Here is a 22,519-nt window from a genome sequence, read left to right as displayed (position 1 = left end):
CCTGGTGAATCCGGCTAAGGAGTAGAGTGGATTTCCCTTGGCCACCTCTGGCTTTGGCCTCTACTTTTCTCCAGGTCGTTTGCGGCAAAGACACCGCCGTGCGTTTTTTTACACCATCATGCTGAACACGATGCTAGCGATAACCAGCACAATACCGCCGCCCAGACGAGAGGAAATTTGTGCATATGAAATGAGGTTCATACGGTTACAGGCGGAGAGCACTTCCAGATCGCCGGAGCCGCCGCGGTTGGCCATACAAAGACCCGCAGTAATGGATGATTCAATCGGGTAGAAGCCAATCAACCAGCCCCCGATAGCTGCGCCAACGACAGCGCCGACCACAATGATCGCGGCGATAACGACGTTGGCGAACGTCAGGGCGTCGATGATCTCTTGCAGATCGGTGTAGCAAACACCCACACCTACCATCAACACCCACAGCAGTTGTTTGGAGAAGAAGTCAGAAAGACGTTTCGCCCCGGCTTTAATCTCCGGTGAGCAAAGACCTGATGCGTTCAGAGCAGCAACAATCAGGACCATCCAGGCGAAGTAGTGAATAGAGACGCCGCCGATGCTTGGCAGAATTTTCTTGGCAACAACATAGGCCAGCAGGAAGCAGGTGGTAGACAACACCATGCCAATCGCCGTTTCACGATGGGTAATCTGACCGGCTTTTTCATCATCTTCAGTTTTGAAGGAAGCCTTACGAACCAACTCACCTTCACCGCTAAGCCAGGTGTATTTTTTACCGACCATATCGAGGAGTGCAGCGAAAATAATGGCGAAGATGTTTGCGATGGTCAGAATGGCGATAGCCGTTGAGTAGTACTCTTCGCGAGAACGTCCGGTAACCGAGTGATAAATTTCAGACAGAGGCACGGCGCCCGCGCCGTTACCACCGCCCATAATCGGCAGAACGTACAGCATCATGATACGGTCGACCGGGATACCGAAGCACAGACCAATGACGATGCCAAAAAGGGAAGCGCCGACGATCCCGGCGAGGATGGTTGGGATATAGCCCAGCAGCGATTTTAACAGTAATTTACGGTTTACCGACAGGATCGCGCCTGTGATCAACACTGCGATAAACAGGTTAAGGAAGTTGCTTTTATCCATTACGTTGCTGATCGCATCAATTTCTTTCTGCGTAAATATGCCAGCATAGACAAAATAAGCTGCAACCAGAAATATCATAACCGGTGCGCCGCCAATATATTTATTGAAGATCGGTAAACGTTTGCCGATTTCACCAAAAATGGCCCCCATCACAAACATAAGGGCAAAACCACCGACTAAGTCAGTAGGTATAGCATTATAAAAATGAGAAAGTAATAAAGTAATTAATGCAAAAGCATAAAGCGGTAGCGGCATACCAAAGATTTTGAATCTGAGTAAATCGCTAGCCCCCTTTCTCTCCGTAGCCGAAGCCTGGGTCATGTTGGTCATAAACATTTTCCTGTGTATTGATGGGTAACAAGACCTGCGCATACTAATAAATTCAATGAACCGTGAGATGTGACTATCTTCACTGAATGGTTGTGTTTTTAATTAATTTAATTGTTTTTATTAACTCTGATTAATTAAGGAAATAAAAACTATAAAGGTCATAAAGGCAGCGGGGAAAGTGTGATGTCTATTCCAGACGAATAATATAAACACTGGCGAAATATGCGGCGTTATTTGCTGACGGATGCTGAATAGAGTGAATCTGATATTTAAACGCATTTATTTGCAAAAGGATGTATTGCGTCGCGAGTCGGTCGCCATGTTTCTGGAGGGCGAGGGACTCGCCCTGGAAGACGATTGTGAAATCGCGGTATGCGCATATTGGCGGGGTGAGATAGTCGGGTGCGGTTCTCTGGCCGGGAACGTACTGAAATGCATCGCCGTTTCCCCAGTTTTACAAGGGGAAGGGCTCAGCCTCAAACTGCTGACTGAGTTGCTTACATTGGCCTACGAGTTAAACCGCAGCGAGCTTTTCCTGTTCACTAAGCCGCAAAATCGGTTGCTGTTTTCTGGCGCGGGGTTTTGGCCCATTGCGCAGGCAGGTCAGTTGGCGGTGTTAATGGAGAACAGCAGTGAACGGTTAGCGCGCTTTTGTCGCCAACTGGCGCTTTATCGTCAACCGGGAAAAACGATCGGCGCCATCGTCATGAACGCCAATCCGTTTACATTGGGCCACCGTTATCTGGTGGAGCAAGCGGCTGCGGCCTGTGACTGGCTGCATCTGTTTGTGGTCAAAGAAGATGCTTCATTTTTTTCCTATACCGACCGTTGGGCGCTGATCGAACAAGGAATCGCGGGTATTGACAACGTCACGTTGCATTCCGGCTCCGCTTATATGATCTCGCGTGCGACGTTTCCCGGCTATTTCCTCAAAGAAAAAGGGGTTGTGGACGACTGCCATTGCCAGATCGATCTGCAACTCTTCCGTGAACATTTGGCTCCAGCGCTGGGGATTACCCATCGTTTTGTCGGCAGTGAACCGTTTTGTCCTCTGACCTGTGCCTATAACCAGCGAATGCACGACATTTTACACGATCCGAAGCGCAGCGGCCCGGTTATTGAGGTCGTCGAGCTGGCGCGGGTAGAGAAAAACGGCACGGCTATTTCCGCCTCTCGCGTCAGAAAACTGTATAGCGAACGTAATTGGCCGGCGCTAAGCGCGCTGGTGCCTGATGGTACCCTGGCATATCTGCAGCGGCATGCCGCCAGACACACTGAAACCATATGACGTAACACCGTTAACAAGGAACATAACTAATGAAAATCATTAAAGATGCCCTGGCAGGCACGCTGGAATCCAGCGATGTGATGATCAGGATTGGTCCATCCAGCGAGCCAGGAATTCGGCTGGAGCTAGAGAGTCTGGTGAAGCAGCAGTTTGGCGCGGCGATTGAGCAAGTCGTGCGCGAAACGCTGGCGAAGCTGGGCGTTGAACGCGCGCTGGTTAGCGTCGATGACAAAGGCGCGCTGGAGTGTATTTTACGCGCCCGAGTGCAGGCGGCGGCGCTGCGCGCTGCAGAACAAACGGAAATTCAATGGAGTGCGTTATGAGACCACGTCGCAGTATGTTGTTTATCCCCGGCGCAAATGCGGCCATGTTGAGCACCTCGTTTGTCTACGGTGCGGACGCGGTGATGTTCGACTTAGAAGACGCCGTAGCGTTACGTGAGAAAGATACCGCCCGTCTTTTAGTCCATCACGCGCTTCAACATCCGTTCTATCAGGATGTTGAAAAAGTGGTGCGCATTAATCCACTGAACACGCCGTTTGGTCTGGCCGATCTTGAGGCCGTCGTGCGTGGTGGCGCGGATATTGTGCGTCTACCGAAAACCGACAGCAAAAACGATGTGCTGGAGCTGGAAGCGCAGGTCGAACGGATCGAACGTGAATGTGGACGTGAGGTCGGCAGTACCAGGCTGATGGCGGCGATCGAATCAGCGAAAGGCGTGGTCAATGCCGTCGACATCGCCACCTCCAGCCCGCGCATGGTGGCAATTGCGCTGGCGGCATTTGATTACGTGATGGATATGGGCACCAGCCGGGGCGATGGCACCGAGCTGTTCTACGCCCGCTGCGCAGTGCTGCACGCGGCGCGTGTTGCGGGTATTGCCGCCTATGATGTTGTTTGGTCGGATATCAATAATGAAGAAGGCTTCCTGAAGGAAGTGCAGTTGGCGAAAGGACTTGGTTTTAACGGTAAGTCCTTAGTGAATCCACGTCAGATTGAGCTGTTACATCAGGCTTATTCTCCGACACGTAAAGAAGTTGAGCATGCGTATGAGGTGATTGCCGCCGCTGAAGAGGCTGAGTCTCGCGGTCTGGGCGTCGTTTCACTCAACGGCAAAATGATTGACGGCCCGATTATCGACCACGCGCGCAAAGTGGTGGCGCTGTCGGCTTCCGGTATTCGTGATTAAGGAAGGAACCATGAAAGAGACTGTAACCATGCTCAACCAGCAATATGTCGTACCGGAAGGATTACAGCCCTACCAGGGGGTAACAGCGAACAGCCCGTGGCTTGCCTGTGAAACGGAAAAGCGTCGGCGTAAAATTTGTGACTCGCTTGAAGAGGCTATTCGTCGTTCCGGGCTTAAAAATGGCATGACGATATCCTTCCACCATGCGTTTCGTGGTGGCGACAAAGTTGTCAATATGGTGATGGCGAAGCTGGCGGAAATGGGATTCCGCGATCTGACGCTTGCCTCCAGCTCATTAATTGATGCCCACTGGCCGCTTATCGAACACATTAAAAATGGCGTGGTGCGGCAGATTTACACCTCCGGGCTGCGCGGCAAGTTAGGGGAAGAGATCTCCGCTGGCCTGATGGAAAACCCGGTACAGATCCACTCTCACGGTGGCCGCGTAAAACTGATTCAGAGCGGTGAGCTGAATATTGATGTCGCTTTCCTCGGCGTGCCGTGCTGCGACGAATTTGGTAATGCGAACGGTTTTAGCGGCAAGTCACGCTGCGGCTCTTTGGGGTATGCGCAGGTTGATGCGCAGTACGCTAAATGTGTGGTGCTCCTGACTGAAGAGTGGGTCGAATTCCCCAATTATCCGGCCAGTATCGCGCAGGATCAGGTTGATTTGATCGTGCAGGTGGATGAGGTAGGGGATCCGGAAAAAATTACCGCGGGCGCGATTCGTCTGTCCAGCAACCCGCGTGAACTGTTGATCGCCCGGCAGGCGGCCAATGTGATCGAACACTCCGGTTATTTTTGTGACGGTTTCTCGCTGCAAACCGGCACCGGTGGCGCTTCTCTGGCGGTCACCCGTTTCCTGGAAGACAAAATGCGTCGCCACAACATTACGGCGAGTTTTGGCCTGGGCGGGATCACCGGCACCATGGTGGATCTGCATGAGAAAGGGTTGATCAAAGCGCTGCTGGATACGCAATCATTCGATGGCGATGCCGCCCGTTCGCTGGCGCAGAATCCACATCATATTGAAATCTCAACCAATCAATACGCGAACCCCGCTTCTAAAGGCGCGGCATGCGAACGCCTGAACGTGGTGATGCTGAGCGCACTGGAAATTGACGTGAATTTCAACGTTAACGTGATGACCGGTTCAAACGGCGTACTGCGTGGCGCATCGGGCGGCCATAGCGATACGGCAGCAGGGGCCGATCTCACCATTATTACCGCACCGCTGGTCCGTGGCCGAATCCCATGCGTGGTGGAAAAAGTGCTGACTACCGTCACGCCTGGAGCAAGTGTTGATGTGCTGGTTACCGACCATGGTATTGCGGTGAACCCTGCGCGTCAGGATCTGCTTGATAACCTGCGTGCTGCAGGTGTGGCGCTGATGACCATCGAACAACTGCAACAGCGCGCTGAGCAACTGACCGGTAAACCGCAGCCGATTGAGTTTACCGATCGGGTGGTGGCTGTGGTGCGTTATCGCGACGGTTCAGTGATTGACGTGATTCGCCAGGTTAAAGGCTGATGAAGGGCACAGACCTGCTGTACCAGGGCCAGGCAGTTACGCTGGAGGAGATGCTACAAGCGCGCGATAAACGTGCCGCCAGGCAGCGTCAGGCGTTGAACTGCTATCGGCTACCGTTGATTTCCCTCACGCTGGTTGCACCGGGCGCCGTTAAAAACTCAGCGGTCTGGCGGCGTGTCGCCGATTACGCAATTGCCGAAATACTGGCGCTTTGCGAACAGAAGGAGTGGGTCAACGTCTGGGAAATGCAGGTAAATGAACGCAGCGGCCCGGAATGGATGGCAGCGGTCTGTGCGCCGGCAATGGCGTTGAAACAGCACATGTCGACACTAGAGATGAGCCATCCGTTAGGGCGGCTTTGGGACATCGACATTATTGATAGCGACGGTAAGTCGCTATCACGCCGTGAACTCGGGCATCCTGCCCGGCCATGTTTGATATGCCAGCAGGATGCTCATCTCTGTGCCCGGGGCAAGCATCACACCCTTGACCTTTTGTTGGATGAAATTGCACGAAGGATTGAATGCTATGAACGTGAGCGTTGTGACTGAACGGCGTACGCCAGCGTACTCATCGCTGGCGGCTGGCGAACTTAATGGGTTGGTTGCAAGAGCGCTGCTGACGGAAGCCAGGCTGACACCAAAACCCGGTCTGGTCGATATTCGTAATTCGGGAGCGCATAGGGATATGGATCTGGCGGCATTTGAACGTAGCACTACCGCCATTGCTCCGTGGATGGAAAAGTTTTTTATCATGGGCAACAACACGGCGGCGCTGGCGGCAGAAAATGTCCTGGTGATGCTGCGTCCGCTGGGGATGGCCTGTGAGAACGATATGCTACAGGCGACCAATGGTGTGAATACCCATCGCGGGGCGATTTTCGCTTTTGGCCTGCTGAGCGCAGCGATTGGCCGACTTCTCGCGCGGGGAGAACCGTTGGAGCAAAATCGTATCTGCGACCAGGTTGCCCGCCTGAGTCGGAATATTGTTGCCCACGAGCTCTCAGCAAAAAAAGCGGGAAAACTGACAAAGAGTGAAACCCATTTCCAGTGCTATGGCCTGTCGGGCGCGCGGGGAGAAGCGGAAAGCGGTTTTCGAACCGTCAGAACGCAGGCTTTGCCGGTGTTTAACCGGGTCGTGCAGGAGCATGACGATACCCATCTTGCCCTGCTGCAAACATTGTTGCATCTGATGGCGTGGAATGATGATACCAATCTGGTGTCACGGGGAGGCCTGGAAGGGCTTTACTACGTGCAGCAGCAGGCACAAAAATTGTTGTGGCAAGGGGGCGTATTGGTTGAGGGGGGCATTGAAGCGATGCAGTCCCTCGATGATGAACTCATCCTGCGTAACTTAAGCCCTGGCGGTAGCGCGGATTTACTGGCAGTGACCTGGTTTTTAAGTCATTTTCCTGCCGGTTCCCTCTATCCTGAGTAAGTTTCTCTTCTTTCATTCTCTCCAGCAATGATTCATCCTGCGGGATGAATCATGTCTTTTACTGATATCGCTCCCTGTTTATCATTAATTTCTAATTATCGGCGATTTTAGATGGCGGCCTCCGGGCGCGCTGGTTACTCTGAAAACGGTTTACGCAATTTTTACAAAAGAGAATAGCTATGCATGAAGCACAGATCCGCGTTGCGATTGTCGGCGCCGGTGGCCGCATGGGACGGCAGTTAATCCAGGCCGCCATGGCGATGGAAGGTGTTCAGCTGGGTGCCGCGCTGGAGCGCGAAGGCTCTTCATTGCTGGGTAGCGATGCGGGCGAACTGGCAGGCGTGGGGAAAACGGACGTCATCATTCAAAGCGATCTGGCGTCGGTCAAAGATGATTTCGATGTTCTGGTCGATTTTACCCGTCCTGAAGGCACACTGGCGCATCTGGCATTCTGCCGTAAACATGGTAAAGGGATGGTGATTGGTACTACCGGCTTTGACGACGCCGGTAAACAGGCCATTCGCGAGGCGTCGCAAGAGATTGCGATCGTTTTCGCCGCAAACTTTAGCGTCGGCGTTAACGTCATGCTCAAGCTGCTGGAGAAAGCCGCGAAGGTAATGGGCGACTACACCGATATTGAAATTATTGAAGCGCACCACCGCCATAAAGTGGATGCACCGTCGGGTACGGCGCTGGCAATGGGCGAGGCAATCGCCGGGGCGCTGGATAAAGATCTGAAGGACTGCGCGGTCTACTCGCGTGAAGGTTATACCGGCGAGCGCGTACCGGGAACGATTGGCTTTGCAACCGTTCGGGCGGGCGACATCGTCGGCGAACATACCGCGATGTTTGCCGATATTGGCGAGCGCGTAGAGATTACGCATAAAGCTTCTAGCCGCATGACGTTTGCAAATGGCGCGTTGCGATCGGCATTATGGCTAAAAACGAAGAAAAATGGGCTATTTGACATGCGGGATGTGCTGGGACTGGATGTACTATAACGACTAAATACCTTCGTGATGTGGTTGTGGTAATCAAGATTAATTGATTACAAAGGGCAATATATTATTGCCCTTTTGTTTTTTGCCCCCCGGTTATTCGGTCAGATAAATAACGCCTTTCACCATTCATGTTTCGACAGTTTCTTCGCCCACGATATGTTCTGCCGTTGTTTTCGCGTTAAGAATAGTCAGTTTAAAGACATCCGGGCCAACGGCATCCATTTGCGTGACGTAATTGCCATTACGATAAATGCGGTTAATTAGTCCTTCAGGCGCATCGGTACGGGCCATTACGTTCAACGGGAAAAATACTGCCTGAACTGATGTTAGTCATATTCAGCCGCAGTGGCTTACCGTATGCAAAAGGCACCTCGACCAGACTGATAAGACTGATATCCATCGTGGGGTTAGCGCTGTTCCTCGGGGGCGTTTTATCTCTTTTGTTTCAATAGGTTAGCTTTTTTTATGCTGTAGTGAGGCTGGTTGTGGTTCAATCGTATGCGCTAGTCTTAAAGAAAAAGAAGTTAGACCTTTATATCGCGATTGTGATTCTCATTACATTATCTTAATTTGCTGTTTTTGTCGATTTTTTGATATGTTTGGTTTGTTTTTTATTTTAACAAGTGATTGATTTTTAAATTATTTTTATAGTTAATTTGCTTTATTTTGAATTTTTATTCACTTAATGGTGTTAATGGTTGTTAAATTAATTTTTATCGTTGTTTTTCGTTGTTTTAATGTGAAATTTGACCATTTGGTCCACTTTTTATCGTTCCAGTCAGCTTTTTTCGAAATCAAGGAAGCGCAAGCGTTTTCTATCGTCACTTAGTTGATCTTTTTGCCTCTTAAATAGGATAACTTCCTTATAATGTGCAAAATAACATAAAAAACACCCTCTTTAAGTTGACTTTTATCCGGCTTAACTTCAGAATGCCGCCGTTTGCCAGAAATCCACGGGTAAGCAAATTTGCATTGCTTCATACTGACTGAATGAATTAATATGCAAATAAAGTGAGTGAATATTCTCTGGAGGGTGTTTTGATTAAGTCAGCGCTATTGGTTCTGGAAGACGGAACCCAGTTTCACGGTCGGGCCATTGGGGCAACGGGTTCGGCGGTTGGGGAAGTCGTTTTCAATACTTCAATGACCGGTTATCAAGAAATCCTCACTGATCCTTCCTATTCCCGCCAAATCGTCACTCTTACTTATCCCCATATTGGTAATGTCGGCACCAATGAAGCCGATGAAGAATCTTCTCAGGTTCATGCGCAAGGTTTAGTGATTCGCGATCTGCCGTTGATTGCCAGCAACTTCCGTAACACCGAAGACCTCTCTTCTTACCTGAAACGCCATAACATCGTGGCGATTGCCGATATCGATACCCGCAAGCTGACGCGTCTGCTGCGTGAGAAAGGCGCACAGAACGGCTGCATCATTGCAGGCGATAGCCCGGATGCGAAGCTGGCGCTGGAAAAAGCGAAAGCATTTCCTGGACTGAACGGTATGGATCTGGCGAAAGAAGTGACCACGGCGGAAACTTACCGCTGGACGCAGGGTAGCTGGACGCTGAAAGACGGTTTACCGGAAGCGAAATCTGAGGATGACCTGCCGTTCCACGTGGTGGCCTACGATTTTGGCGCCAAGCGCAACATCCTGCGCATGCTGGCGGATCGCGGCTGCCGCCTGACGGTGGTGCCAGCGCAGACCTCTGCTGAAGAGGTGCTGAAAATGAACCCGGACGGCATCTTCCTGTCGAACGGCCCTGGCGACCCGGCGCCGTGCGACTACGCCATCGAGGCGATTAAGAAATTCCTCCAGACCGACATTCCGCTATTTGGCATCTGCCTCGGCCATCAGCTGCTGGCGCTGGCGAGCGGTGCGAGGACCGTTAAGATGAAGTTCGGCCATCACGGCGGCAACCATCCGGTAAAAGATATGGACCGAAACGTGGTGATGATTACCGCGCAGAACCACGGCTTTGCGGTGGATGAAGACTCGCTGCCAGCCAACCTGCGCGTGACCCACAAGTCGCTGTTCGACGGCACCCTGCAGGGCATTCACCGTACCGATAAACCGGCGTTCAGCTTCCAGGGCCACCCGGAAGCCAGCCCCGGCCCGCACGATGCTGCACCGCTGTTCGACCACTTTATCGAGCTTATTGAGCAATACCGTCAGTCCGCGAAATAATCAGGAGTAATAAGAGCCATGCCAAAACGTACAGATATAAAAAGTATCCTGATTCTGGGCGCGGGCCCGATTGTTATCGGTCAGGCGTGTGAGTTTGACTACTCCGGCGCTCAGGCGTGTAAAGCGCTGCGCGAAGAGGGCTACCGCGTTATTCTGGTGAACTCCAACCCGGCCACCATCATGACCGACCCGGAAATGGCCGATGCCACCTACATCGAGCCGATTCACTGGGAAGTGGTGCGCAAAATCATTGAAAAAGAGCGTCCGGATGCGGTGCTGCCGACCATGGGCGGCCAGACAGCGCTGAACTGCGCGCTGGAGCTGGAGCGGCAGGGCGTGCTCGAAGAGTTCGGCGTCACCATGATTGGCGCCACCGCCGACGCCATTGATAAAGCCGAAGACCGTCGTCGCTTCGATATCGCGATGAAGAAAATTGGTCTCGACACCGCGCGTTCCGGTATCGCGCACACTATGGAAGAAGCGCTGGCGGTTGCCGCTGACGTGGGCTTCCCGTGCATTATTCGTCCGTCCTTTACTATGGGTGGCACCGGCGGCGGTATCGCTTACAACCGTGAAGAGTTCGAAGAAATCTGCGAACGCGGTCTGGACCTCTCGCCAACCAACGAGCTGCTGATTGATGAATCGCTGATCGGCTGGAAAGAGTACGAGATGGAAGTGGTGCGTGATAAAAACGACAACTGCATCATCGTCTGCTCTATCGAAAACTTCGACGCAATGGGTATCCATACTGGGGACTCGATCACCGTGGCCCCGGCACAGACGCTGACCGACAAAGAATACCAAATCATGCGTAACGCCTCGATGGCGGTACTGCGTGAAATCGGCGTCGAAACCGGCGGTTCTAACGTCCAGTTCGCAGTGAACCCGAAAAACGGTCGTCTGATCGTTATCGAAATGAACCCGCGCGTCTCCCGCTCCTCGGCGCTGGCGTCGAAAGCCACCGGCTTCCCGATTGCCAAAGTGGCCGCCAAACTGGCGGTGGGTTATACCCTCGACGAGCTGATGAACGACATCACCGGTGGCCGTACACCGGCCTCCTTCGAGCCGTCTATCGACTACGTTGTCACCAAAATTCCGCGCTTTAACTTCGAGAAATTCGCCGGTGCCAACGACCGTCTGACCACCCAGATGAAATCGGTCGGGGAAGTGATGGCGATTGGCCGCACGCAGCAGGAATCCCTGCAGAAAGCGCTGCGCGGCCTGGAAGTGGGCGCCACCGGTTTCGACCCGAAAGTCAGCCTCGACGACCCGGAAGCGCTGACCAAAATCCGCCGCGAGCTGAAAGACGCGGGCGCCGAGCGTATCTGGTACATCGCCGATGCTTTCCGCGCGGGCTTGTCTGTGGATGGCGTGTTCAACCTGACCAACATCGACCGCTGGTTCCTGGTGCAAATTGAAGAGCTGGTGCGTCTGGAAGAGAAAGTGGCTGAAGTCGGGATTACCGGCCTCAACGCCGACTTCCTGCGTCAGCTCAAGCGCAAAGGGTTTGCCGATGCGCGTCTGGCGAAACTGGCGGGCGTGCGCGAGGCGGAAATCCGCAAGCTACGCGACCAGTATGACCTGCACCCGGTCTACAAGCGTGTGGATACCTGCGCGGCGGAATTCGCCACCGATACCGCCTATATGTACTCCACTTATGAAGATGAGTGCGAAGCGAACCCGTCCGTTGATCGCGATAAAATCATGGTCCTCGGCGGCGGCCCGAACCGTATCGGCCAGGGCATCGAATTTGACTACTGCTGCGTACACGCCTCGCTGGCGCTGCGCGAAGACGGTTACGAAACCATTATGGTCAACTGTAACCCGGAAACCGTCTCCACCGACTACGACACCTCCGACCGCCTGTACTTCGAGCCGGTGACGCTGGAAGACGTGCTGGAAATCGTGCGCATCGAGAAGCCGAAAGGTGTGATCGTACAGTACGGCGGCCAGACGCCGCTGAAGCTGGCGCGCGCGCTGGAAGCGGCAGGCGTGCCGGTTATCGGCACCAGCCCGGACGCCATCGACCGCGCGGAAGACCGTGAACGCTTCCAGCATGCGGTTGACCGTCTGAAGCTGAAGCAACCGGCCAACGCCACCGTCACCGCCATTGAACAAGCGGTTGAGAAGGCGAAAGAAATTGGCTACCCGCTGGTGGTACGTCCGTCTTACGTGCTGGGCGGTCGGGCGATGGAAATTGTCTACGACGAAGCCGACCTGCGTCGCTACTTCCAGACAGCGGTCAGCGTCTCTAACGATGCGCCGGTACTGCTGGACCGCTTCCTTGATGACGCGGTTGAAGTGGACGTGGACGCTATCTGCGACGGCGAAATGGTGCTGATTGGCGGCATTATGGAGCACATTGAGCAGGCGGGCGTACACTCCGGCGACTCCGCCTGTTCCCTGCCGGCCTACACGCTGAGCCAGGAAATTCAGGACGTGATGCGCCAGCAGGTGCAGAAGCTGGCTTTCGAGTTGCAGGTGCGCGGCCTGATGAACGTACAGTTTGCGGTCAAGGACAACGAAGTCTACCTGATTGAGGTCAACCCGCGCGCGGCGCGTACCGTACCGTTCGTCTCCAAAGCCACCGGCGTGCCGCTGGCGAAAGTGGCGGCGCGCGTGATGGCCGGCAAATCGCTGACCGAGCAGGGCGTGACCCAAGAAATTATCCCGCCGTACTACTCGGTGAAAGAAGTGGTGCTGCCGTTCAACAAATTCCCCGGCGTTGACCCGCTGTTAGGGCCAGAAATGCGCTCTACCGGGGAAGTGATGGGCGTCGGTCGTACCTTCGCGGAAGCGTTCGCCAAGGCACAGTTGGGCAGTAACTCCACGATGAAGAAACAGGGCCGTGCGCTGCTCTCGGTTCGCGAAGGCGACAAAGAGCGCGTGGTGGATCTCGCGGCCAAGCTGCTGAAACAGGGCTTTGAGCTGGATGCCACCCACGGTACGGCGATTGTGCTGGGCGAAGCCGGTATCAACCCGCGTCTGGTGAATAAGGTGCATGAAGGTCGTCCGCACATTCAGGACCGCATCAAGAATGGCGAATATACCTATATCATCAATACCACCGCAGGCCGCCGCGCGATTGAAGACTCCAGGGTGATTCGTCGTAGCGCGCTGCAGTATAAAGTGCATTATGACACCACGCTGAACGGCGGTTTTGCAACGACGATGGCGCTCAATGCCGATGCCACCGAGAAGGTAACCTCGGTGCAGGAAATGCACGCGCAGATCAAAAAGTCGTAAATAAAGGGTCCGGTGGATATTGCTCTAACCGGACCTGTAATATAATTCTGAAAGGGTTTCTGTAAAGAAACCCTTTTTTTATCTTGCGTAAGGTCATTCCTGGAGAAGTCCGTTTCCGTAACCACATTTTCTATGTAATAAGCACGATATTGCTCACACTAATCAATATTTAAGTCGCATACTATCTTGCATATCCACAATTTTAATATGGCTTAGTTTTTATTAGTTTGGACAGGCCGTAGCCAGATTTTTAATTTGTGAAATGGTGTGCTTATGTGTGAAAAATATGTTGAAAGACCGCTTTATTTGTTAATTGCTGACTGGATGATGGCAGAGAACCGATGGATCACGGCCAGGGAGATTTCCCGTCAATTTGATATTGAACACTGCAAAGCAATTAATACGCTCTCCTATATTCTGTCAGAAGTGGGGGAAATTGTTTGTGAAGTGAAGATGATCCCTAACCAGATTGCAGGACGGGGCTGCCAGTGCCAGCGTCTGGTGAAAGTCGTGAGTATCGACTCTCAACTCTATCGCCGATTGAATCATAATTTGCAGGAAAGAAAAGTGAGCGTGGCGAAAGCGCCGCGACTGTCTGCCGTTCCTCCCACAGAGCTAAACCGTGAGCAGAAATGGCAGATGATGCTCTCCAAGAGTATGCGTCGATAATTGTCTGTTTACCTGCTGGCGGGGTAAACGGTAATTGACGCGTAGGCCGGATAAGCGTGAGCGCATCCGGCATCAATTACTGTGCTGATTTTGGCTTCACGTCCGTCGTGCCTTTCAGGCGCGGCCGGTTTTCTTCGACCTGCGTTAACGGCTTCGTTTCAGATAACCCCGTTCGACAGCGGATCGCAAGATCCTGATATTCTTTAGTGTTGAGGCGTTTCCAGTGCAGCTCCTGATCCGTAACCTGGCGTAGTACGCGCGCCGGTGAACCCACCAGCAGTTGCCTTGCCTCACCCTGAAATCCGGCTTTGACAAAACTCATGGCGGCGACAATGCTCTCTTCGCCAATCACTGCGCCGTCCATAATGACGCTATTCATGCCGACCAGGGCGTCCCGTCCCACCACGCAGCCATGTAAAATAGCGCCGTGGCCGATATGGCCGTTTTCATGCACGATGGTATCGGTATCGCAGTAGCCATGCATAATGCAGCCATCCTGCAGATTAGATCCTGCCTCCAGGATCAGGCGGCCATAATCCCCACGCAATGACGCGAGTGGGCCAATATAAACGCCGGCGCCCACGATGACATCGCCAATCAGCACGGCGCTGGGATGGACAAACGCGTCCGGGTGTACCACCGGGATCAGTCCTTCAAAGGCGTAATAGCTCATGGTTGTACCTCTGTTTTTTTGCCGGATGGCGGCGTAAACACCTTATCCGGCCTACGGTTGCGCATGTGCTGTAGGCCGGATAAGCGAAACGCCATCCGGCATAGTCACATTAACGACCCTTCCACACCGGATCGCGTTTTTCGGCAAATGCCTGCGGTCCTTCGAGCGCATCTTCTGAATGCAGTACCGACGGATAATGCTTCAGTACGCCGCTGCGGATGTAGCGGTAGCCTTCTTCTACCGGCATTTCGCTGGTCGCGCGATAAATCTCTTTTAGCGCCGCGATAGCCAGCGGGGCGCTATTGACCAGTTGTTGCGCCAGTTCGCGAGCGCTCTCCATCAGTTCGCTCTGGCTGACAACGCGGTTCACGATCCCCCAACGCAGCGCTTCTTCGGCGCTCATTCGTCTGCCGGTCATCACCATTTCGTTGACGATAGCCGGTGGCAGCAGCTTAGGCAGACGCAATACGCCGCCGCTGTCAGGCACGATGCCGAGCTTTGCTTCCGGCAGCGCGAAGCTGGCGTTTTCGGCGCAGACAATAAAGTCCGCCGCCAGCGCCAGCTCAAAACCGCCGCCAAACGCGTAGCCGTTCACCGCGGCGATAACCGGCTTATCGAGGTCAAATATTTCGGTTAAACCGGCAAAGCCGCCGGGACCAAAATCGGCATCCGGCGCTTCACCTTCCGCTGCCGCTTTTAAGTCCCAGCCAGCAGAAAAGAATTTCTCCCCGCCGCCGGTAATGATTGCTACGCGTAATTCCGGATCGTCACGGAAATTAAGAAAAGCTTCACCCATTGCAAAGCTGGTTTTGGCGTCAATGGCATTCGCTTTAGGTCGGTCGAGGGTAATTTCCAGGATCGGGCCGTTACGGGTCAGATGTAATGACTCACTCATAGTTCATCTCCAGATAAATAGTTTCCCGGCGGGAGGGATTCCTGCCGGAAGGTTTATTTCAGATTTTTTTTGATTATTTTTCCTGAACAGTTGCGCGGCAGGTCAGTTCTGATCTCCATAAAAGAGGGAACCTTGAATTTCGCCATATTGTTTTCGCAGAAGCTGAAAAACTCGGCCTCGCTTAATGTTTCACCTTCATTAAGGACGATAAACGCTTTAATGGCTTCATCACGGATCGCATCTTTAATACCGACCACCACAATGTCCTGAATTTTCGGATGCGCAGAAATAATATTTTCCAGCTCGACGCAGGAGACATTTTCCCCGCCGCGTTTAATCATGTTGCAGCGTCTGTCGACAAAATAGAAATAGCCATCCTCATCCTGGTAACCCGAATCACCGGTATGTAACCAGCCCTCTGGTTCCAGCGCCCTGGCGGTTGCCTCCGGCTGCATGTAATACTCTTTGAAGATAGTCTTGCCGGGGATGCCTTTAATACAGATTTCGCCAATTTCTCCGGCGGGCAGCGGGCGATTTTGATCGTCGCGAATTTCAGCTTCATAGCTAAAACCCACGCGACCAATGGAAGGCCAGCGCCGTTTGTCTCCGGGACGGTCGCCAATAATTCCGACAATGGTTTCAGTCATACCATAAGAGGTCAGCAGCCTGACGCCAAAGCGTTCGGTAAAGGCGTCTTTTTCCTGCGCGGATAGATTGAGATAGAACATCACTTCGCGCAGATGATGCTGCCTGTCCGTTGGTGCGGCGGGTTGGACCATCAGCGTGCGGATCATCATCGGGATGCACTCGGTCACCGTCGCCTGATATTTACGTACCTGATCCCAGAAGGCCCTGGCGCTGTACTTTTCCAGGAGCACAAAGGTGCTGCCGGCGGAAAAGGCTGGCATTGCGGCGGTACACTGGCAGTCGATATGAAACGCGGGCATCACCGTCATGTACACGTCATCATCGCGCAGGGCGATTTGCCAGGCAGAGTAGTAGCCTGCAAAACGCAGGTTATAGTGGGTAATCACCACCCCTTTTGGACGCGAGGTGGTACCGGAGGTAAACAGAATTTCCGCCGTATCGTCAGTGGATAACGCGGGCGTATAGCACAGCGTGGCCGACTGGCGTGCTTGTAGTTGGGTAAAGTGGCTCACGCCGTCGTCAGCCGGAAGCTGCTCGCCAATCAGACAGATATGATTAAGCGGAGTGCTATTGTCCTGGCGTATTTCACGGTACATAGGATAAAACTGGGCGCTGGTAACCAGCAGACTCACCTGGCTGTTTTGCAGGATCCAGGCGCTTTCTTCGCCCAGTAAGCGGGCATTAATCGGCACCATAATGGCGCCGATTTTTGCCAGCCCAAACCAGCAAAAGATGAATTCCGGACAGTTATCCAGATGCAGCGCGACCCTATCACCCTTGCGGATCCCTAAGGAGTAAAAAAGGTTCGCCGTGCGGTTAATCTCTTCATTGAGCGAGGCATAGCTAAACTGCCGAACGATTCCCTCACAGGATTCGAAAATTAACGCCGTTTTATCTCCGTACACCCCGGCCAGGTCGTCCCACATCTGACGTAAGTTTTGTCCGCCAACGATATCCATATTGCTTTATCCACTGAAATCAGGCGTGAGCGCTAACCGGAAAACCGATTAGCGCATCGCGTTTAATCCTCAACTTTGGCCAGGCCTTTGCCGACCAGTTCCTTAATATCTGCTTCGCTATAACCAATGTTTTTCAGAATGGCGGCGGTATCCATGCCGTGTGATGGCATGCCACGCCAGATTTTCCCCGGGTTGTTTTTAAATTTCGGCATGATGTTCGGCCCTTTACAGGTGCGACCGTCCATTGTTTGCCACTGAGTAATCGATTCGCGGGCAACGTACTGCGGGTTACCTTCCAGTTCCGGAATGGTGAGCACCTTCGCACAGGCGATATTCAGCTCAGCAAAACGCGCCTGAACGTCGGCGATGGTGTGTGTTGCCAGCCAGGCGTCCAGTTTCTCTTCGACGAGCGGGCCGTAAGGGCATTCCACGCGATGGATGAGCTGCGTGCCTTCCGGAACTTCCGGCGTACCGAGAATATGGGCCAGACCAATATCTTTAAAACACTCGTTGATTTGCGTGATGCCGACCAACTCCATGACGATGTAGCCATCGGCGCATTTATACAGGCCGCAGCCGGCGTAGTAGGGGTCTTTCCCTTTCGTCATACGTGGACAGATTTCGCCGCCGTTGAAGTAGTCCATCATGAAATACTGACCCATGCGCAGCATCACTTCGTACATGGCGATATCGATGCTTTCACCTTTACCCGTTTCGCGTACTTTGTGCAGGGCCGCCAGCGCGGCTGTCGTCGCGGTCATCCCGGAGAAGTAATCGGCGGTATACGGGAAGGCTGGCATCGGCTGATCAACGTCGCCGTTTTGGATCAGATAACCACTGAATGCCTGCGCGATGGTGTTATACGCCGGAAGATTGGTGTACTCCTCGGTACCATACTGGCCGAAGCCGGAAAGGTGGGCAATGACCAGTTTCGGGTTATGTTCCCACAGCACTTCATCAGTAATACCACGGCGGGCAAAGGCCGGGCCTTTACTGGCTTCAATGAAAATATCGGTGGTTTCCATCAGTTTCAGAAACGCTTCCCGACCTTCATCTTTGAAAATATTCAGCGACAGGGCGTGCAGGTTGCGGCGTGAGAGCTGCGGGTAGTTAGGCTGTACGCGGATGGTATCGGCCCATGCGACGTTTTCAATCCAGATAACCTCGGCGCCCCATTCGGCGAACATCTGTCCGGCGAATGGACCGGCGATTTCGATTCCTGAAAAAACAACGCGTACCCCAGCAAGCGGGCCAAAGGTTGGCATTGGTAAATGATTCATCATTTTTCTCCTGGCATTTTTTGCGGTATGTAGGCCGGATAAGCACAGCGCCATCCGGCATGATTGCCTGATGGCGACGCCCCGCGTCTTATCAGGCCTACAAGGGATCGATTAGCGGTATTGCTTGAGTACCGCACGACCCAACGTCAGGATCTGCATTTCATCAGAACCACCAGAAACACGGTCAACGCGCAGGTCACGCCAGAAACGCGTGATGCGGTGGTTGCCCGCGATACCAACACCTCCCAGTACCTGCATGGCGGTGTCTACCACTTCAAACGCGGCGTTGGCGCAGAAGTATTTGCACATTGCCGCGTCGCCGGAGGTAATCGTGCCGTTATCCGCTTTCCACGCGGCTTCCAGCAGCATATTTTTCATGGAGTTCAGTTTGATCGCCATATGCGCAAACTTCTCCTGAATCAGCTGGAAACGACCAATAGCTTCACCAAACTGCACGCGCTGATTAGCGTAACGCGCAGCGTCTTCAAAAGCGCACATTGCAGTACCGTAGTTGGTCAGCGCGACGAGGAAGCGCTCATGGTCAAACTCTTCTTTCACGCGATTGAAGCCGTTACCTTCCCGACCGAACATGTCTTTCTCGTCCAGTTCAACGTCGTCAAAGGTGATTTCACAGCAGCTATCCATGCGCAGACCGAGTTTCTCCAGTTTGTTGACCTTGATACCTGCTTTGCTCATGTCCACAAACCACTCGGTGTAAACCGGTTTATCCGGCGATGCACCGTCTCTCGCCATGACCACGATGTACGGGGTATAGGCGCTACTGGTGATAAAGCACTTACTGCCATTGAGATAAACCTTACCATTTTTGCGTGTATAAGTGGTTTTCAGACTACCAACATCCGATCCCGCTCCCGGTTCGGTGATAGCAGAGTTCCACATCTGCTTACCGGTGCCCCGGAAGGCCATGATTTTATCAATTTGCTCCTGAGTTCCTTCACGCAGGAAAGTGTTAAAACCTCCCGGCAATTGGTACAACACGTAAGTTGGCGCGCCAAGACGTCCCAGCTCCATCCAGACGGCAGCGACGGTAACAAAACCCGCTTCCAGACCGCCGTGTTCTTCCGGGATCAGCAGGCTATCAATACCCATATCCGCCAGTGCTTTTACAAAACGCTCAGGGTAGACGCTGTCACGATCGCACTCGGCAAAATAAGCTTCCCAGTTCTCACTGGCCATCAGTTCGCGAATACCGGCGACAAACAGCTCCTGTTCGTCATTTAAGTTGAAATCCATCTTTCAGCCTCTTGATCAATTGGGTTAATAAGAATTACTTGTCTTTCCAGTGCACTTTGGCGTCTTTAATAAAGGACAGCGTCACCATAATGTTGACGAAGAACAGCGGGCATCCTCCGGCGATAATCGCGGTCTGAATCGGCTTCAACCCACCCAGCGCCAGCAGAACAATACCGATGATGCCGACCAGCACCGACCAGCCGATACGCACTAACAGAGGCGGCTCTTCACCATCGCGAACTTCACGACAGGTCGACATCGCCAGGGTGTAAGAGCAGGCGTTAATCAGCGTGACGGTGGCAATAAAGCAGAGGATGAAGAAGCCCCACATGGTGGCGGTGCTGAGCGGCAAGGCGGCCCAGGTTTCGATAATGGCGCGCGCCACGCCGTGTTGCTCAATGAGTTGCGGGATGTTGAGGATGTTTTTATCCATCAGCAGCAGCGTGTTACTGCCCAGCACTGTCCACAGGATCCAGGTAGACGCGGTCAGACCCATCACCATCCCGAAGCACAGTTCACGTACGGTACGACCACGGGAAATACGGGCCAGGAAGATACTCATCTGGATGGCGTAAATAACCCACCACGCCCAGTAGAAAACAGTCCAGCCCTGTGGGAAGCCGCCTTTACCGATGGCGTCGGTATAGAACAGCATCCGTGGCAGGTGCATTAACAGCATCCCGACGGAGTCGGTGAAGTAGTTCATGATGAAGCTGGCGCCGCTGACGATAAACACCCAGCCGAGCATCAGGAAGCTCAGGTAGCTACGCACATCGCTGGCGATTCTGACCCCTTTTTGCAGGCCGCAGGCCACGCAAATCGCGTTCAGAATGATCCAGCAGGTAATGATGATGGCATCCAATTGCAGCGTATGCGGAATACCGAACAGCCATTGCATACACTCGGTGACCAGCGGGGTAGCCAGACCGAGGCTGGTGCCCATCGCGAAGATCAGCGCCACCAGGTAGAAGTTATCGACGATGGTACCGAACAACCCTTTCGCATGCTTTTCACCGACGAGCGGTACCAGCGTGGAGCTGGGACGGATGACATCCATCTTGCGTACAAAGAAGAAGTAGGCGAAGGCCACGGAAAGGAAGCTATAGGTTGCCCACGGTAGCGGCCCCCAGTGGAACAGGCTGTACGCCAGACCTATCTCTTTCGCGCCGGTGGAGTTTGGTTCCAGGCCGAACGGCGGGGTGGAGATATAGTAGTAGATCTCAATAGAGCCCCAGAACAGAACCGCAGCGGATGTACAGGAGGCGAACATCATGAAAATCCAGCTGGCGGTGCTAAACTCCGGTTTTTCGTCACCTAATCTCTTTTTGGCATAGGGGCCAAAAACCAGCCAGAACCAGCCGAAGAGCATGACGACCATATACCATTCAAATGCCCAACCCCAGACGTTGGTGACATAACTGAATACCGCATTAATAACGACGTTAGCGGCATCAAGATCTCTGACTGTTAGCCAGCAAAGTATCCCGACAATTATTAATGGCGGAAAAAAAACCTTCGGTTCAATTCCCGATTTTTTCTTTTCATTTTTCATAAGTGAATTCCAGTGTGAAAACGAAATTTATTTAGCGTGCCAGTCCATGAACGTTTGTTTATTTATTATTAATGATTTGTTGATAAGTTTTTAACCTCTGGGACGCCTCAATGAGTAACTCATGATGGGTATTCACTTCGGGTGATTCTGTTATCTTCGTCACACTTTTTTGCGTTGATTATTTTGTGTCTAAATTTTGATTTTTGCTTTATTTATCAATTTGTTGGTTGTGGTTTTTTAACTTTTTTAAGTATCTGACGTTCAATATTGTTGAGCCAGCAAACAATATTGAAAATTTTCATATTTGGCATATTTCTTTCAATATTGGTGAGGTGCGTAACACTATTGAAAGTTACGAATATCAATGTGTGACATTTTCAATATTGGTGATTAAGGTTTTATTTCCGAATTAAAGAGCGTGATATCTGTATTTAACACCGCCGATATAAATACGTTTCCTTCATGATTTCTGGAGATGCAATGAAGATAATTACTTGCTACAAATGCGTACCTGATGAGCAGGATATTGCGATTAATAATGCTGACGGAACACTCGATTTCAGCAAAGCGGATAGCAAAATCAGCCAATATGATCTGAATGCAATTGAAGCTGCTTGCCAGTTAAAACAGCAGTTGGGAGACGCTCAGGTTGTCGCCATGAGCGTTGGCGGCAAAGCGCTGACTAATGCAAAAGGGCGCAAAGATGTCCTCTCTCGTGGCCCTGATGAACTGATTGTGGTCATTGACGATCAATTTGAGCAGGCGCTGCCGCAACACACCGCTACCGCGCTGGCCGCTGCCGCGCAAAAATCAGGTTTCGATCTGCTTATCTGCGGTGACGGTTCTTCCGATCTTTATGCTCAGCAGGTTGGTTTGCTGGTGGGCGAAGCGCTGAACATTCCGGCGATTAACGGCGTGAGTAAAATCCTCTCTCTTACCGACAGCACATTGACAGTAGAACGCGAACTGGAAGATGAAGTTGAAACGCTGAGCATCCCGCTCCCGGCGGTGATCGCGGTTTCCACCGACATTAACACCCCACAAATCCCTTCGATGAAAGCCATTCTTGGCGCGGCGAAAAAACCGGTTCAGGTCTGGTCGCCTGCGGATATCGGGCTGAACAGCGTACCCGCGTATTCCGCACAACAGGTTGCCGCACCGAAGCAGCGCGAGCGTCAGCGTGTGGTGATTGAAGGTGACGGTGAAGAACAAATCGCCGCGTTTGTCGAGAATCTGCGCAAAATCATTTAATTATCAGGGG

At 52.6% G+C, this 22,519-nt stretch carries 19 protein-coding genes; 11 read left to right on the top strand and 8 right to left on the bottom strand.

Annotation, left to right across the window (positions count from 1 at the left end; genetic code table 11):
• Window positions 1-108 precede the first annotated feature (108 nt).
• The gene (gene citS, locus J4614_RS07365) at window positions 109-1,449 is read right to left on the bottom strand and encodes a citrate/sodium symporter CitS (protein WP_000183607.1); all 1,341 of its coding nucleotides are present in this window, start codon (window positions 1,447-1,449) and stop codon (window positions 109-111) included.
• 244 nt (window positions 1,450-1,693) lie between these two features.
• Between citS and citC the strand changes: the two genes are divergently transcribed.
• From citC to dapB, 7 genes are all read left to right on the top strand, one after another.
• Window positions 1,694-2,737: a [citrate (pro-3S)-lyase] ligase gene (citC, locus tag J4614_RS07360; RefSeq protein WP_208293118.1), complete on the top strand. Its 1,044-nt coding sequence runs from the start codon at window positions 1,694-1,696 to the stop codon at window positions 2,735-2,737.
• A 29-nt stretch (window positions 2,738-2,766) separates the two neighbouring features.
• Window positions 2,767-3,060, top strand: coding sequence for a citrate lyase acyl carrier protein (citD, locus tag J4614_RS07355; RefSeq protein ID WP_000691461.1), 294 nt, complete (start codon window positions 2,767-2,769; stop codon window positions 3,058-3,060).
• Window positions 3,057-3,926, top strand: a complete 870-nt coding sequence (gene citE / locus J4614_RS07350; protein ID WP_001247811.1) for a citrate (pro-3S)-lyase subunit beta — start codon at window positions 3,057-3,059, stop codon at window positions 3,924-3,926. The genes citD and citE overlap by 4 nt, the downstream gene beginning before the upstream one ends.
• A 10-nt stretch (window positions 3,927-3,936) precedes the next feature.
• A complete protein-coding gene (gene citF / locus J4614_RS07345; protein WP_023137177.1) occupies window positions 3,937-5,457 on the top strand; it encodes a citrate lyase subunit alpha in 1,521 nt (506 codons plus the stop codon).
• Window positions 5,457-6,008: a citrate lyase holo-[acyl-carrier protein] synthase gene (gene citX / locus J4614_RS07340; RefSeq protein ID WP_000679050.1), complete on the top strand. Its 552-nt coding sequence runs from the start codon at window positions 5,457-5,459 to the stop codon at window positions 6,006-6,008. Before citF ends, citX begins: the two co-directional genes overlap by 1 nt.
• A complete protein-coding gene (gene citG / locus J4614_RS07335) occupies window positions 5,986-6,894 on the top strand; it encodes a triphosphoribosyl-dephospho-CoA synthase CitG (RefSeq protein WP_001103238.1) in 909 nt (302 codons plus the stop codon). Before citX ends, citG begins: the two co-directional genes overlap by 23 nt.
• 179 nt (window positions 6,895-7,073) lie before the next feature.
• A complete protein-coding gene (gene dapB / locus J4614_RS07330; RefSeq protein ID WP_000544044.1) occupies window positions 7,074-7,895 on the top strand; it encodes a 4-hydroxy-tetrahydrodipicolinate reductase in 822 nt (273 codons plus the stop codon).
• Between the two features lie 126 nt (window positions 7,896-8,021).
• On the opposite strand, the gene J4614_RS22030 is transcribed toward dapB, so the two are convergent.
• Window positions 8,022-8,186 carry a hypothetical protein gene (locus tag J4614_RS22030; protein ID WP_001529894.1) on the bottom strand — a complete coding sequence of 55 codons (165 nt, stop codon included), beginning with the start codon at window positions 8,184-8,186 and terminating at the stop codon, window positions 8,022-8,024.
• A 747-nt stretch (window positions 8,187-8,933) separates the two neighbouring features.
• Between J4614_RS22030 and carA the strand changes: the two genes are divergently transcribed.
• From carA to caiF, 3 genes are all read left to right on the top strand, one after another.
• Window positions 8,934-10,082, top strand: coding sequence for a glutamine-hydrolyzing carbamoyl-phosphate synthase small subunit (gene carA / locus J4614_RS07315; protein WP_208293117.1), 1,149 nt, complete (start codon window positions 8,934-8,936; stop codon window positions 10,080-10,082).
• 18 nt (window positions 10,083-10,100) lie between these two features.
• Window positions 10,101-13,328 (top strand): carbamoyl-phosphate synthase large subunit, encoded by a 3,228-nt coding sequence (carB, locus tag J4614_RS07310; RefSeq protein WP_001126323.1) that lies wholly within the window; start codon window positions 10,101-10,103, stop codon window positions 13,326-13,328.
• 273 nt (window positions 13,329-13,601) lie between these two features.
• Window positions 13,602-13,997 carry a carnitine metabolism transcriptional regulator CaiF gene (caiF, locus tag J4614_RS07305; protein ID WP_000333324.1) on the top strand — a complete coding sequence of 132 codons (396 nt, stop codon included), beginning with the start codon at window positions 13,602-13,604 and terminating at the stop codon, window positions 13,995-13,997.
• Window positions 13,998-14,073: 76 nt separating this feature from the next.
• Here the strand turns inward: caiF and caiE are convergent, their stop codons facing one another.
• The 6 genes from caiE to caiT form a co-directional block, all read right to left on the bottom strand.
• Entirely contained in the window at window positions 14,074-14,670 is a 597-nt protein-coding gene (caiE, locus tag J4614_RS07300; protein ID WP_000122863.1) for a carnitine operon protein CaiE, read from the bottom strand.
• A gap of 109 nt (window positions 14,671-14,779) precedes the next feature.
• The gene (gene caiD / locus J4614_RS07295) at window positions 14,780-15,565 is read right to left on the bottom strand and encodes a crotonobetainyl-CoA hydratase (protein ID WP_000004378.1); all 786 of its coding nucleotides are present in this window, start codon (window positions 15,563-15,565) and stop codon (window positions 14,780-14,782) included.
• Between the two features lie 53 nt (window positions 15,566-15,618).
• Window positions 15,619-17,172: a crotonobetaine/carnitine-CoA ligase gene (caiC, locus tag J4614_RS07290; RefSeq protein WP_000355804.1), complete on the bottom strand. Its 1,554-nt coding sequence runs from the start codon at window positions 17,170-17,172 to the stop codon at window positions 15,619-15,621.
• A 62-nt stretch (window positions 17,173-17,234) separates the two neighbouring features.
• On the bottom strand, window positions 17,235-18,452 hold the full coding sequence (gene caiB / locus J4614_RS07285; RefSeq protein ID WP_001016212.1) for an L-carnitine CoA-transferase: 1,218 nt from the start codon (window positions 18,450-18,452) through the stop codon (window positions 17,235-17,237).
• 111 nt (window positions 18,453-18,563) lie between these two features.
• A complete protein-coding gene (gene caiA, locus J4614_RS07280; RefSeq protein ID WP_000347134.1) occupies window positions 18,564-19,706 on the bottom strand; it encodes a crotonobetainyl-CoA dehydrogenase in 1,143 nt (380 codons plus the stop codon).
• 34 nt (window positions 19,707-19,740) lie between these two features.
• Complete coding sequence (caiT, locus tag J4614_RS07275) at window positions 19,741-21,258, bottom strand: L-carnitine/gamma-butyrobetaine antiporter (protein WP_000787073.1); 1,518 nt, start codon at window positions 21,256-21,258, stop codon at window positions 19,741-19,743.
• 480 nt (window positions 21,259-21,738) lie between these two features.
• Here caiT and J4614_RS07270 point away from each other — a divergent pair, with 480 nt between their 5' ends.
• Window positions 21,739-22,509, top strand: coding sequence for an electron transfer flavoprotein FixA (locus J4614_RS07270; protein WP_000692185.1), 771 nt, complete (start codon window positions 21,739-21,741; stop codon window positions 22,507-22,509).
• Window positions 22,510-22,519: the final 10 nt, after the last annotated feature.

Origin of the sequence: Salmonella sp. 32031103-2018-00083-FB-01-SM-01 (assembly GCF_017571995.1) — a bacterium.
Classification (GTDB): domain Bacteria; phylum Pseudomonadota; class Gammaproteobacteria; order Enterobacterales; family Enterobacteriaceae; genus Salmonella; species Salmonella enterica.
This window is presented reverse-complemented; position numbering and strand designations above follow the sequence as displayed.